Source organism: Bacilli bacterium, assembly GCA_036381315.1.
Classification (GTDB): Bacteria; Bacillota; Bacilli; order Paenibacillales; family KCTC-25726; genus DASVDB01.
In genome coordinates this window covers 1-13,228 of record DASVDB010000030.1, presented here as the reverse complement: position 1 = coordinate 13,228, position 13,228 = coordinate 1, and the positions used below count along the sequence as shown (strand labels likewise).

Annotated in this window: 13 protein-coding genes; all 13 read left to right on the top strand. The window is 52.4% G+C overall.

Annotated features, from left to right (window positions below; all coding sequences use genetic code 11):
• Positions 1-685: discoidin domain-containing protein (locus tag VF260_02365; GenBank protein HEX7056029.1), on the top strand; the 685-nt coding region annotated here is incomplete at its 5' end.
• A gap of 152 nt (positions 686-837) precedes the next feature.
• Entirely contained in the window at positions 838-1,878 is a 1,041-nt protein-coding gene (locus VF260_02360; protein ID HEX7056028.1) for a LacI family DNA-binding transcriptional regulator, read from the top strand.
• Positions 1,879-2,005: 127 nt separating this feature from the next.
• Positions 2,006-2,701 (top strand): endonuclease/exonuclease/phosphatase family protein, encoded by a 696-nt coding sequence (locus VF260_02355; protein ID HEX7056027.1) that lies wholly within the window; start codon positions 2,006-2,008, stop codon positions 2,699-2,701.
• 45 nt (positions 2,702-2,746) lie between these two features.
• Positions 2,747-3,421: a 5-formyltetrahydrofolate cyclo-ligase gene (locus VF260_02350; protein ID HEX7056026.1), complete on the top strand. Its 675-nt coding sequence runs from the start codon at positions 2,747-2,749 to the stop codon at positions 3,419-3,421.
• The gene (locus VF260_02345) at positions 3,384-3,866 is read left to right on the top strand and encodes a MogA/MoaB family molybdenum cofactor biosynthesis protein (protein HEX7056025.1); all 483 of its coding nucleotides are present in this window, start codon (positions 3,384-3,386) and stop codon (positions 3,864-3,866) included. The genes VF260_02350 and VF260_02345 overlap by 38 nt, the downstream gene beginning before the upstream one ends.
• A gap of 24 nt (positions 3,867-3,890) precedes the next feature.
• Positions 3,891-4,163, top strand: coding sequence for a twin-arginine translocase TatA/TatE family subunit (locus VF260_02340; protein HEX7056024.1), 273 nt, complete (start codon positions 3,891-3,893; stop codon positions 4,161-4,163).
• Positions 4,164-4,223: 60 nt separating this feature from the next.
• A complete protein-coding gene (gene tatC, locus VF260_02335; GenBank protein ID HEX7056023.1) occupies positions 4,224-4,997 on the top strand; it encodes a twin-arginine translocase subunit TatC in 774 nt (257 codons plus the stop codon).
• Between the two features lie 460 nt (positions 4,998-5,457).
• Positions 5,458-5,739 carry a co-chaperone GroES gene (gene groES, locus VF260_02330; protein HEX7056022.1) on the top strand — a complete coding sequence of 94 codons (282 nt, stop codon included), beginning with the start codon at positions 5,458-5,460 and terminating at the stop codon, positions 5,737-5,739.
• A gap of 52 nt (positions 5,740-5,791) precedes the next feature.
• Positions 5,792-7,408 carry a chaperonin GroEL gene (groL, locus tag VF260_02325; protein ID HEX7056021.1) on the top strand — a complete coding sequence of 539 codons (1,617 nt, stop codon included), beginning with the start codon at positions 5,792-5,794 and terminating at the stop codon, positions 7,406-7,408.
• Between the two features lie 1,172 nt (positions 7,409-8,580).
• Complete coding sequence (locus VF260_02320; GenBank protein ID HEX7056020.1) at positions 8,581-8,817, top strand: helix-turn-helix transcriptional regulator; 237 nt, start codon at positions 8,581-8,583, stop codon at positions 8,815-8,817.
• A 577-nt stretch (positions 8,818-9,394) separates the two neighbouring features.
• A complete protein-coding gene (locus VF260_02315) occupies positions 9,395-10,411 on the top strand; it encodes a hypothetical protein (GenBank protein ID HEX7056019.1) in 1,017 nt (338 codons plus the stop codon).
• 41 nt (positions 10,412-10,452) lie between these two features.
• Positions 10,453-12,162 (top strand): ATPase, T2SS/T4P/T4SS family, encoded by a 1,710-nt coding sequence (locus tag VF260_02310; GenBank protein HEX7056018.1) that lies wholly within the window; start codon positions 10,453-10,455, stop codon positions 12,160-12,162.
• Positions 12,163-12,174: 12 nt separating this feature from the next.
• Positions 12,175-13,228 (top strand): type II secretion system F family protein (locus tag VF260_02305; protein ID HEX7056017.1); only part of this gene is annotated, 1,054 nt, incomplete at its 3' end.

The following is a 13,228-nucleotide window of genomic DNA, read 5'->3' as shown; positions in this document are numbered from 1 at the left end:
CGATATGCCGGTGTTTGTGCTCGATTATGCCGATAGTTCCGACAAAGCTTTGTTGCAAAGGGTTTATGACAGAGCATGGGAATTCGGCTTTATTCCGTATGTATCGAACAAAATGCTCGATCAGGTTTTTGTTTACGATATACGTCCGCAAACCGAAAGAGGCGCGAAAATCGGAAAAGAGATGTCCGCATATGGCGATAAGCCGGATCCCAGCACGGATCCCAACAATTTGGCGTTGGCTTCCAACGGGGCTGTCGTCGAGGTGGACAGTACATTCCCCAATTATACGAAAACGCCGCTGAATGACGGATACCGAAACGAGCCCACTCTGACGTGGGACGAAATTGCCTGGGCGAGCGGGCTGATCGGAGATAACCATTGGGCGGAAATCAAGCTTCCGAAACAGGCGAATATCGGCCGTGTAGATATTTATTGGGCGTTGGACAACGGCCAATATATGACCTCCCAGGAGTGCGAAATCCAGGTTAAGAAAAACGGCGAGTGGGTAACCGTGCAGAAAGTTGCGGAGCCTGAAGGGAATAAGGAACTTTCCAGCATCAAGCTGGAAAATCCCGTACAGGCGGATGACATCCGGATTTGGCAAAATTCCGGAAAGGGACCGTTGAATTATCCCAACCCGAATATTATCTGGATCGCGGAAATTGAAATTTACGAGGCGCAATAAGGCTGCGAGGTGCCCAAGGGCCCGCAATTTTATCTCCGGCCCTTGCCATGCGAAAGCGGGCTGGCAACTGATTGACAGAGTTTGCAGCGCAAGGTTATGATAAATTTGGCGCAAATTTTACGCAAATGAAATCCTTGAAGGAGTAAAATGAAGTGGCTAAATTAAAGGATGTCGCGGAATACGTTGGCGTATCGATTTCGACCGTGTCGCGGGTGATCAATGGCGACACAAGTCGATCTGTCAATTCGGAAACCAGAAAAAAGATTTGGGAGGCCGTTTCCGAGCTCGGATATCAGCCTAACAAACTGGCCAAGCAGCTTGTAAAAGGCAGCAAGGGCAAAAGTCCTTCTTCCAAAAAAATCGGATGCATTGTGGCAGCCCCGCAGAATAAGTATAACCATCCTTATTTTTCGCATATTTTGGAGGGAATCGAAAAGGGACTGGCGGAAGAAGGATATTTTCTTTCTTACATCCAATCGGGAGAAGATATCAAAGATCCCGCTATTCTGCATAAGGTGATCCACGAAAATCCGATTGACGGCATGATCCTGGTAGAGGGCATCGATCCCGACACATATGAATACATTAAAAAATATGTCAAGCATATTGTGGGCATCGATATTTCCGATCCGAACGTGCCCCGGGTCTCTTATGATCGCATCATGGCGGCTAAATTAGCCGTCATGCATTTAATCGAACAGGGGCATAAGGATATTGGATATATTGGCGGATTCGGGCTTGCCGGAACGATCAACAGGGAAAAGCGCTTTCGCGGCTATACGGAAGCCATGCGGGATGCCGGGCTGAAAATCAATGAATCCTGGGTGCTCAACGCAGACTGGGACGTGGACAAAAGCTATCAGATGATGAAACAGGTGCTTGCCGCAGGTTCCAAACTTCCTACCGCCATGTTTGCGGCAAGCGATATGATGGCGATTTCCGCCATGCGCGCCGTCCTCGAAGCGGGACTGAAAATTCCGGAGGATATCGCATTTATCGGCATCGATAACATCGATTTTTCCCAGTACACCTCGCCGCCCCTGTCGACAATACACATCCCGAAATTCGAAATCGGGCATATCGCCGCCAAAACGCTGGTTGATTACTTGCAGGACAGATACCCGGTACCGGTCAAAATCACCGTTTTATTTCAACTGATCAAAAGACAATCGTCCGATTACAAAAGGAACTGAACGCTTTTTCGGGTTTGCCCCAAAGTGCCGTTCGGCAAATTTTTTGCCGGGCGGTTTTTTATTCGCCCATGCCAATCGGGCAACTGGCGGGTATACTGAATTAATCGTTGCTTGGGCGGGTGAGATAATGGAGTGGGAAAAGCTTAAAGTTATGACCTTCAATATGCATCACGGCGGCGGATTGGACGGCAAAGTGGACATCAACCGCATTGCGGATGTGATCGGAGAAAGCGGCGCGCAGGTGGTGGCGCTGCAAGAAGTGGACCGTTACAACGTTCGCAGCCAATTTGTCGATCAGGTAAGGAAGTTGGGGAAAAAGCTGCGCATGCACTGGTGTTTTGCCACCAGTCTGCGTTTGGGCATCGGGCGATATGGCAATGCCACGCTGTCGGTTTGGCCGCTGCGCAAGAGAAAAGTTTATGTCTTCCCGGGACTAAGCGAGAATCGCACCGCCCTGCATGCGCAAATCGTCTGCCGCGGGCGAAACATTCACATTTTCAACACTCATTTATCCGTATCCGATGATGAGCGGCGCGGACAATTTCGGCGATTGTGCAAAGCGCTGCGAACGGCCGGAGATGATCCGGCGATTCTGCTTGGCGATTTCAACATGGAATTTGATCACCCGCTGTTTCGGCGCCTTGATTCGCATTGGCAGCGGATTGCACCCAAACGCAAAACAGCCACGCTTGCAAACGGCAAAGAAATTGACCATATTTTTGTCAATCGGCCGGCCTGGGGCTATAAAGCGGTTGTCATCAAAACTGAAGCGTCGGATCATCATGCGGTAGTGGCTGATATCCCACTGGATGTGCTACAATAGTAGCAACCATTTACATGTTGTCTGGCTTGATGGGCGGGTATGACGTTGGAGAAACAATCAGCGATGGCAAAGCAAGAGTTGAGAGCAAGGATGAAAGAACTTCGTTCGCAACTGTCTCCATTCGAAGCTTCGGCAAAATCCGCCGCAATCTGCGAAACGGCGCGGCATTGGGTGGCGCGCCATGCTCGTCGCAAGGAGCGCGATTCGCTCACCGTTTTTACGTATATTCCGTTCCGGCAAGAAGTTGACGTGAAACCGCTGATCGCGGCTTGCTTTGAGTTCGGCTGCCGCATCGCGGCGCCCAGAGTGGACAAGCCCGCACGCCGCATGGAGCCGGTTGTAATACAAAATCTTCACGAACTGGTTGTCGGGAATTGGGGGATGCTCGAGCCGCCAGCGGACAAGCCGATTTTATCCGAAAATGAGCCGATCGACCTTATATTGGTGCCGGGAGTCGCTTTTGACCGGGCCGGGCATCGCCTTGGTTACGGCGGCGGCTTCTATGATCGTTTTCTGGCTTCCTACAGACAGCGCCATGGCTCACTGCCGATGTGTCTCGCGCTGGCTTACTCATTGCAAATCGTTGAACATTTACCAAATGAAGCGCATGATGTGCCTGTTGATTTGATCATTACGGAAAATGAGATGATTTTTCGCCCCAAACAAGAGGAGGGAGATCGTCATGCAGTGGAGAGCGGCGATATTGACCGTGACGAGTAGCGGCGTTCAAGCGGAGCTGGAAGATACGAGCGCGCAAGTGATTCGCGAGTTGGTCGAGGAAGAGATTCATGGTGAAATTGTCGATTATCGGATTATACCCGGAAATACCGAAGAGATCATGGCGGCTTTAATCGAAGTGACGGAGTATTTTCAACCGGATCTGATCTTCACATGCGGCGGATCCGGAATGGGATCGCACGATGTGGTTCCCGAGGCGACGATGCGCGTAATCGAGCGGGAAGTTCGCGGGCTATCCGAAGCGATGCGCTATGGCGTGGCGCTAAAAACGCGTCTGGCCATGCTGTTTCGCGGCATTTCCGGAATTCGCGGGCGCACGCTGATAATCAATTTGCCGGGAGATCCCAAGGGCGTGCATGAGAATTTTGAAGCTATACTGGATTTGTTGCCTGCGGCTTTGGCCGCGATCCGGGCAGAGAGCATGTAGAAACATATAGGAGGAGGGAAAAACATGCTGAGCAATATCGGGCCTGCGACTTTTTTGCTGATTGTCATCGTGGCGCTTTTGCTGTTCGGCCCCAATAAGCTTCCGGAATTGGGCAAAGCGCTTGGCAAAACGCTGCGGGAGTTCAAGAAGGGCGCAAAAGACATTATGGACGATGAGGAACCGCGCCAAAATCCCCGGAAAGAAATCAGCGTCGACCGGATTGAGGCGGGAAGCGGCGAGACCGCTGGCAAGACCGTCGGCGATGCCGCCAAAGATCACGAAAGACTGCCGGACTAAGCCGCGCCCAATGCCCCCAAATTGAAACAAGCTGGTGAACGAACTTTGCAGAACCGCAACATGACGTTTTTTGAGCACCTGGGTGAACTGCGCAAGCGGATCATCTGGGTCCTTATTGTGTTTTCCGTCGTCACGATTGCCGGTATGGCGTTTGCCGATCCGGTTATCCGTTATTTGCAGAAGGCCGCTCCGATACCGGACTTGCAATGGAATGTGTTTTCCCCCTGGGACGCGGTGCGCATCTACATGCAGTTTGCCTTCGCAATCGGCATCGTCGTCACTTTGCCGTTTACTTTGTACCAACTGTGGGCGTTTATCAAGCCGGGCTTGCGCAAAGTGGAACAACAAGCGACGCTCCGATATATTCCGGCGGGCATCCTGCTGTTTGTCATCGGGTTTTGTTTTGCCTACTTTGTTGTTTTTCCGATGGCGATGTATTTTACCCGGGTCATGTCGACCAAACTTGGCCTGCGCGAAACGTACGGGATCACACAATATTTTTCCTTTATGTTCAATATCATTTTTCCGATTTCGCTGCTTTTTGAAATGCCAATCATCGTCATGTTTCTGACGCGATTGCGGCTGCTCAATCCAAAGCGGCTGGGACGGTTGCGCCGTTATGCTTACTTGATTCTGCTGATCGTCGGAGCGATTATCACGCCGCCGGATCTCGTTTCCGCCGTCCTTGTCACGATCCCCTTGATTTTGCTCTATGAATTCAGCGTTTGGCTGTCTCGCATCATATACCGCAAACAATTGGCGGAGGATTTGGCGCGCGAGCGGGAAACCGATGCGGATGAAGATGCGGAGCCCGACGCGGAGACAGATGCGTAACCCCGACGGGCGGCCTTATGGCGGGCCAATGCCGGGCTCGATGCGGAAGCTCTATACGCGTGGCCCGATATGCGGCCTGATGTAGGACTCGACGCTGGACTGATGCAGGGACTCGACGCGCAGCTTAGGGCGGGGGTCCGATGCGTGGTCCGATTTGAAGCTCGATGCTGGGCCCGATGCGGAAGCTCTGCGCGTGGCTCGAAGTGCGGCCCGATGCGTAACCCGATATGCGGCCCAGTGCGCAGCTCCGATGCGGAAGAAGAATAAGTTAGTGGTATCTATTTTGCCGCAATCGGATATACTGATAACGCGCTTATGGAAAGCGCGATTTTTTTTGAGAATTTTGCGGTTCCCCTCTTGAAAATGCATAGGCAAATCAGTATTATTAGAAGTGTTGTTAGCACTAACCAAGGTTGAGTGCTAACAAAAGAAAATAGTGAGTTGAAGGAGGCAAATTCACATGATTAAACCGTTGGGCGATCGCGTAGTCATCGAAGCTGTTGCCAAAGAAGAAACGACTGCTAGCGGGATCGTTCTTCCCGACACCGCCAAGGAAAAGCCGCAAGAAGGCAAAGTAATTGCCGTCGGCAGCGGAACGTTGAAGGACGGTGTGCGCGTTCCTCTGGAAGTAAAAGAAGGAGACCGCGTGCTATTCTCCAAATACGCGGGAACCGAAGTGAAATATGAAGGCCGCGAATTGCTCATCATGCGCGAGAGCGATATATTGGCCGTACTGGCATAAGCAAAACAACCCAATACCTAACCTGGAAAGTGAAATTTAAGGAGGTACGACAATGGCTAAGCAAATTTTGTTCAGTGAAGATGCTCGCCGCGCCATGCTTCGCGGTGTAGACGCACTGGCGAATGCCGTCAAAGTGACCCTTGGCCCGAAAGGCCGCAATGTGGTGCTGGAGAAAAAATTCGGCAGCCCGCTCATTACAAATGATGGCGTGACAATTGCGAAAGAAATCGAACTGCAGGATCCGTTTGAAAACATGGGCGCGCAGCTCGTTAAAGAAGTAGCGACGAAAACAAACGATGTCGCCGGAGACGGTACAACTACCGCGACCGTGCTTGCGCAAGCGATGATTCGCGAAGGTTTGAAAAACGTAACATCCGGCGCAAACCCGATGGTGATCCGCAAAGGCATTGAAAAAGCGGTAAACGCAGCCGTGGAAGAATTGAAAAAAATCGCGAAGCCGATTGAAGGCAAACAGTCGATTGCGCAAGTTGCGGCCATTTCTTCCGGCGACGAAGAGTTGGGCCAACTGATCGCCGACGCAATGGATAAGGTTGGCAACGACGGCGTTGTAACCGTGGAAGAGTCCAAAGGGATCGTCACCGAGCTGGAAGTTGTCGAAGGGATGCAATTCGACCGTGGCTACACTTCGGCCTACATGGTTACCGATACGGACAAGATGGAAGCGGTTCTGGAAAATCCGTACATCCTGATTACCGATAAAAAGATCTCGAACATTCAGGAAATTTTGCCGATTCTTGAGAAAGTCGTACAATCCGGCAAACAGCTGTTGATCATCGCGGAAGATGTTGAAGGCGAAGCGCAAGCAACCCTCGTCGTCAATAAACTGCGCGGCACATTTACTTGCGTATCCGTCAAAGCACCCGGCTTCGGCGACCGCCGCAAGGCAATGCTTGGCGATATCGCCGCTCTGACCGGCGGGCAAGTCATTACGGAAGAGCTTGGCCTTGACCTGAAATCCGCTACGCTGGATCAACTGGGTAGCGCGCGTCTGGTCCGTGTGACGAAAGAAAACACGATCATCGTCGACGGCGCTGGCGACAAGAAAGACATCGGCGCTCGCATCAACCAAATCAAAGCGCAACTGGAAGAAACCACTTCCGATTTCGACCGCGAAAAGCTGCAAGAGCGCCTGGCGAAACTGTCCGGCGGCGTAGCCGTCATCAAAGTCGGCGCAGCAACCGAAACCGAAATGAAAGAGCGCAAATTGCGCATCGAGGACGCGTTAAACTCCACGCGCGCCGCTGTGGAGGAAGGCATCGTATCCGGCGGCGGCACGGCGCTCGTGAATGTTTCGAAAGCTGTGCAAGCCGTTAACGCAAGCGGCGACGAAAAAACCGGCGTCAACATCGTGCTGCGCGCACTGGAAGAACCGGTTCGCATTATCGCCGCAAATGCCGGCGTAGAAGGCTCCGTTGTGGTTGAACGCCTGAAAGGCGAAAGCGCAGGAGTCGGATACAACGCCGCAACCGGCGAATGGGTGAACATGATCTCCGCCGGTATCGTCGACCCGGCGAAAGTAACCCGCTCCGCGTTGCAGAACGCCGCTTCCGTTGCAGCCATGTTCCTCACCACGGAATCGGTTGTCGCCGACATTCCGGAAAAGGAAAAAGCCGCACCGGCTATGCCTGACATGGGCGGCATGATGTAATAGGGGCTATAACCCTTTGTTACTCTAGTGTTCGCACATTTGTGACACGTAAAGTTTAGCATTTTTCTAAAAGAGGCTCCGCATAAGTTCTCTGAACTTGTCGGCGCCTCTTTTTTCTTGCCGCGTTCCTTTGCCGCTCTCCCGCCCAGCACAAAAACGGGCGATCAACTTTCCTGCATGCTCCCCCCGCCCATCGCAAAAACAGGCGATCACCTTCCTGCACGCACACCCACCCCATCGCAAAAACAGGCGGATCGCTTCCTTTGGCAATGCCAAAACGTGGGCTCCCCTTCCTGCACAGCGCTAATGGACGTAGCAGAGGCTATTTGCCGAAAAAAGGCTACTTTGAAATTTTAACGGACGCCACAGCGGCTATTCGCCGTTTCAAAGCCCGAATATCCGGAAAAATGCCAGAATAAGCTCTCCCACGACCGTTAGAATCAAAAGGCTGGCTTTTTGCGCAAAATAAGCTCTCCTATGACCGTTAAAAGTTGCAAGCCGGCAAACCGACTCGCTGCGCTATGCCAAAACGTGGGCTCCCCTTCCTGCACAGCGCTAACGGACGTAGCAGAGGCTATTTGCCGAAAAAAGGCTACTTTGAAATTTTAACGGACGCCACAGCGGCTATTTGCCGTTTCAAAGCCCGAATATCCGGAAAAATGCCAGAATAAGCTCTCCTACGTCCGTTAAAATTGAAAACCGGGCGTAAAACCCAAAATAGCCTCTGTCACGTCCGTTAGAACTGAAAGCCCACTACCATGTCCGTTAGATCTGAGCTACCACGACCTTTTAAGGTCCGCAAGCCGGTAAACCGACCGTGGTAATGCGGATGGTTACGGTAGAGTTTGCGTCGGCAAGCTTTAGGTGGCTTTAGCCGCAGATTGCTAATCGCAGGCTGTAGCCTGAACAGTCGGCTTTCAGCCGTTGACAGAAACCCGCCGGCTTTGCCGGTTGCCGCTTAGTTCTTTTGTACTGTAGCTAACACAGGTTTATCGATCACTGATTTCTACATAAAGATGAGGAATCATACAAAAAGACATTACCATAGGCGTAAATAATTGGGAATTTAGTCTGATTTCCATTTCATGTTGTCGGAATATAATGAAAATTACCGCTTGATTGCGCATAAACGCGAAATAAATTTTTTATGCACCACTAAGGGGGGTGGTTCGATGGGAAATCCGATGTATGTCGACAAACTGTTGGAGCAGCGCATTGACGAATTGGACTTGACCCCAAGAGAAAAAGAAATCGCCACTTACTGGGCGTTGGATTATGATTACAGGCAAATCGGCAAAGCGTTGCATATCAGTGAAAATACCGTGAGAACTGTTATCGGCAAAATCAACTTAAAGATGCACGTCAACTCCAAAGCATCGTTTTTGCTAAAAATTTTTGGCGTTATCTAATGCCGCATAATGCTTGCCGACGGTAACCCGGCCGATTTGCCGGCTTGCAGCCTATAACTGTTGCCAACGGAAACCCGGTCGGTTTACCTGCTTGCAACTTATAACGGCCGCGAGTGCGCTTATTTAGCTCAAATTGCCCACTTTTTGATTTTAACGGACGTGAGTGCGCCTATTCGCGCATTTTTCCTGAGATTCGGGCATATAAACGGCTAATAGCGTCCACTGCGACCGTTAAATTTTTTACTCAGACTTTATTCGGCAAATAGCCTCTGCTGCGACCGTTAGCGTCGCCTGGACGCCTAACCTAAAGGCGGCGGGGTTAGGCCCGGCGCATGGGACCCAAATTGCGTTAGCATTGGAACATTCGCGAACTGATCGCGGATTTTTTTTTTTGAGCGGATAAGCTTACCCAAAAGTACCGGAACTTTCGGCTTAATGCGCCTGCATGATATCAAAGGATGAAAATTTGTGATTTTATAGGAATACGCCGCAAAATAGCAGCGATTTTGTCAGGCAAAGCAAAGGGTTGTCGAATTTGCCGGCAGCTTTTCACGATCTGGTGTGTGGACGGGGTGAAATGATGAGATCAAGAAGAGGCAAATCAAGAAGCGGTTTGCGGGCAACGTTGATCCTCGGTTTGGCGGCCTTGGCGATTGCGGCGCTCGCGATCTGGAAGCCTGCGCAAATGGAGGAAATCGCCGCGTATTGGCAGCAATACATACCACGAACAGGAAGCGAGGATGCCGGACAAGCAAAACCTGAGCCGCAAGCGCCGGGGAAAAATGCCGGTAACGCCGCAGAAAACGCAGAAAACGCCGCGAAAGGCAACACTGCCGCAGATAACGTCGCGAAAGGCAACACTGCCGCGGAAAATACCGCCAATGGCGACACTGCCGCAGATAACGCCGCCAAAGGCGACACCGCCGCGAAAGGCGGCAGCCATGCGTCCGTCCGGGAAGGCAGAGTCATGGCTCGCGCTGTCTCGCTGCAAGCCGTTGCCGACAGCGTACGGAAAAACGCAACATCGTTGGATAACCTGCAGATTTCCGCAAACGGCATGTTCTCCTTCGCTAAATTTTGGCAAGCAAATAAACTGACAGCGGATGATACGGTTGCTTCCGTCTTTTACGAAGCAGCTATCCGCGCAGGCTTCGCCGTGGGGGAAAGGCACATTCACCGCGATCTGCCGGAAGGGCTTGCGCCGGGTTTTGATGTGGATGTCGCGGCGGGCAAAGATTTGGCCCTTTTCAATCCTTACTCATTTGCGGTGACATGCCGCGTCGGCGCGGAAGGAGACAAACTCGCGGTGGAATTGCTCGCGCCGGAAAACGCCGAATGGCAGACGCCGACCATTGCGATTACCCAGGAAACGTTTCCCGCGGAACAGATCAATCTTGTCGATTTTGCGCTACCGGCAGGCGGGACGGTCAAACGGGAGGCGGGCAAAGACGGCGTTCTGATTAAGGTGGCCGGCAAAATAAACGGCGAACAAAAAGTAATCGCCAAAGATTTTTATGCGCCGCATCCGGCGGTAATCGCCCGCGCGCCCTCCGATGAGGAGCGCAAAATGGCGGCAAGCGGAGTTGGAAAGTAAACGGTTCGGCAACATCAAGGCATATCCGGGAGGGCTAGGCGATGAGACTTGGCGAGTTGTTGATCATGCACGGGCTCATTACGGAACTGCAATTGGACGAAGCGCTCAAATTGCAAGTTTCTTCCAAGAAAAAGCTGGGCGAGATTTTGATCGAACTGGGCTATTTGACGGAACGGCAGCTCGTGGAGGTGCTGGAATTCCAATTGGGATTTCCCGCCGTTAATCTTTTTGAGACGGTTATGGATTTGGGCGCCGTGCAATCGATCACGGAGGCGCTGGCCAAAAAGCATTGCGTCATTCCGATCAAACGCCGAAACGGCAAGCTGGTTGTTGCCATGGCCGATCCGCTTAACTACGAAGCCATTGAAGAGATCCGGCTTGCCACCGGTATGAGCGTGCAGCCGACAATCGCTACCCGCAGCGAGATCGAACAAGGGATCATGAAGCATTACGGCATGCAAGAATCGGTCGAGGAAGTCATGGAGGATATGGACGGCATCGAATACTCCGATGCCGAAGAAGAAGCGCAGAACCAATCATCGCCGATTGTGAAGCTGGTCAACCAAATCATTCAGGCGGCGGTGCAGCAGCGGGCAAGTGATATTCACTTCGATCCGCAGGAAAAGCAGATCCTGATTCGCTACCGCATCGACGGCGTGCTGCAAACGGAAAAAACATTGTCCAAAAATATGCAAGGCGTGCTGACGGCGCGGTTAAAAATCATCGCCAAATTGAATATCGCGGAACGAAGGCTTCCGCAGGACGGGCGCATCCAGATGCAAATCGACGGCAGAAAGATCGATATCCGCGTCTCGACATTGCCGTCGGTCCATGGCGAGAGCATCGTCCTGAGACTGCTCGACCAATCATCCGGCATCAAGAAAATAAGCGATCTCGGGCTGAGCGAAACCAACTTCCATAAGTTTGCAAAAATGATCCGCAAGCCGAACGGCATTATTTTGATCAGCGGTCCGACCGGCAGCGGGAAAACATCCACGTTGTATTCGGCATTGCATGAACTGAACGACAAAGAAGTCAAAATCATCACGATCGAGGACCCGGTGGAGTATCGGCTGGACGGGATCACGCAGGTGCAGGTGCATGCGCAGGTCGGGCTGACGTTTTCATCAGGCTTGCGTTCCATTTTGCGGCAGGACCCGAACATTGTCATGGTCGGGGAAATGCGCGATACGGAAACGGCGGAAATCGCCGTGCGCGCCTCGCTGACCGGGCACCTTGTGTTAAGCACGATTCACACCAACAGCGCGGTCAGCACGATTTCCCGTTTGATCGATATGGGCATCGATTCGTATTTGATCGCATCGTCTCTAAACTGTGTCGTTGCCCAGCGGCTGGTTAGGAGGTTGTGCCCGGAATGCTGCCATACCGTGGAAGCGGGAGAGGACGAGCGCCGGTTGTTCGCGGCTTACGGCCTGCTCAAGCGGGAGTCCGATGGCGAAAGCGCGGGCCAAGTGCGAACGATGGCTGAAACGCAGCTATTCGTCAAACGCACGCGGGGCTGCAGCCATTGCAATAAAACCGGATATAAAGGCCGAATTGCGCTGCATGAGGTGCTGGTCATTGACGAAACGCTGCGGCGTTTGATTGCGCAAAATTTGCCTGTCGACGAGCTGACGGCCCATGCCAAAAAGGCGGGCTTCCAAACGATGATGCAGGATGGGCTGCAAAAAGCGCTCGCCGGCAAAACAAGTGTGGAAGAAGTGTTGAAAGCGGTCTCCGATGATGAGTAAGGGGGTGAAGTGATGCCGCAATTCCGTTATGACGCCGTTTATGCCAACGGGAAAAAAGTTTCCGGCACGTTGCGCGCAAGCAGCAAGCAGCAGGCGATCAACGAATTGGTCGGGAAGGGACTGGCCGTCCGCAGTGTGGCGGAGAAAAAAACCGGCGTGCTGGATAACGAAATCATCATCGGGCGCGCCGTCAAGTTGGACGATTTCGTTATTTTTTGCCGGCAGTTCGCCACGCTCATCAAAGCGGGCATTCAGATTGACCAGGGTCTGGACATTATGGAGGAGCAGACAACCGCGAAAAGGCTGAAAGCGGCTATCGGAGACGTAGCCGATCAGGTTCGCAGCGGACACCAGTTGTCGCAAGCAATGGTTGCGCATCCCCGCATTTTTCCGGAAATGTTCGTCAATATGGTGCAGTCCGGCGAAACCGGCGGCAACCTTGACGATGTGCTGGAGCGCATGGCGGATCATTACGAGAAAGAGCACAAGACAATCCAGAAAATCAAATCGGCCATGACCTATCCGATCATCGTGCTGATCCTGGCGATCGCGGTTGTCATTTTTCTCCTGATCAAAATCGTGCCGACATTCGCGGGTATGTTTCAGGAACAGGGCGCGGAATTGCCGTTTATAACCCGGTTGGTGATGGGAGCAAGCGGCGCGGTGGTCCAATATTGGTGGATGTTTTTGCTCGCCGCGGGCGGTGCGGTCGCGGTAGTTCGCATGATCCTGCAAAACGAAGAGGGCAAATTGGCGCTTGACAGGCTCAAACTGCGGCTGCCGGTATTCGGTCCCATTATCAAAAAAGCGGCGATCGCCCGGATGGCCAGAACGATGGCGTCGCTGTTCAGCGGCGGCGTGCAAGTGCTGCAGGCGCTCGATATCGCCAAAAAGGTCGTCGGCAACCGGGTCATTGTGCGCGTATTGGGCGATGCGAAATCCGGTCTGGAGCGGGGCAAGCTATTGTCCGAACCGCTAAGACAAAGCGGATTATTTCCCAAAATGGTCATCTCGATGCTGGTCGTTGGCGAAGAAACCGGGCAATTGGATAAAATGCTGGCAAAAA

Coding starts and splice junctions, on each gene's coding strand:
- groES (HEX7056022.1), top strand. CDS start 5,458: ATGATTAAACCGTTGGGCGATCGCGTAGTCATCGAAGCTGTTGCCAAA.
- VF260_02320 (HEX7056020.1), top strand. CDS start 8,581: ATGGGAAATCCGATGTATGTCGACAAACTGTTGGAGCAGCGCATTGAC.
- VF260_02345 (HEX7056025.1), top strand. CDS start 3,384: ATGCAGTGGAGAGCGGCGATATTGACCGTGACGAGTAGCGGCGTTCAA.
- groL (HEX7056021.1), top strand. CDS start 5,792: ATGGCTAAGCAAATTTTGTTCAGTGAAGATGCTCGCCGCGCCATGCTT.
- VF260_02355 (HEX7056027.1), top strand. CDS start 2,006: ATGGAGTGGGAAAAGCTTAAAGTTATGACCTTCAATATGCATCACGGC.
- VF260_02315 (HEX7056019.1), top strand. CDS start 9,395: ATGATGAGATCAAGAAGAGGCAAATCAAGAAGCGGTTTGCGGGCAACG.
- tatC (HEX7056023.1), top strand. CDS start 4,224: ATGACGTTTTTTGAGCACCTGGGTGAACTGCGCAAGCGGATCATCTGG.
- VF260_02310 (HEX7056018.1), top strand. CDS start 10,453: ATGAGACTTGGCGAGTTGTTGATCATGCACGGGCTCATTACGGAACTG.
- VF260_02340 (HEX7056024.1), top strand. CDS start 3,891: ATGCTGAGCAATATCGGGCCTGCGACTTTTTTGCTGATTGTCATCGTG.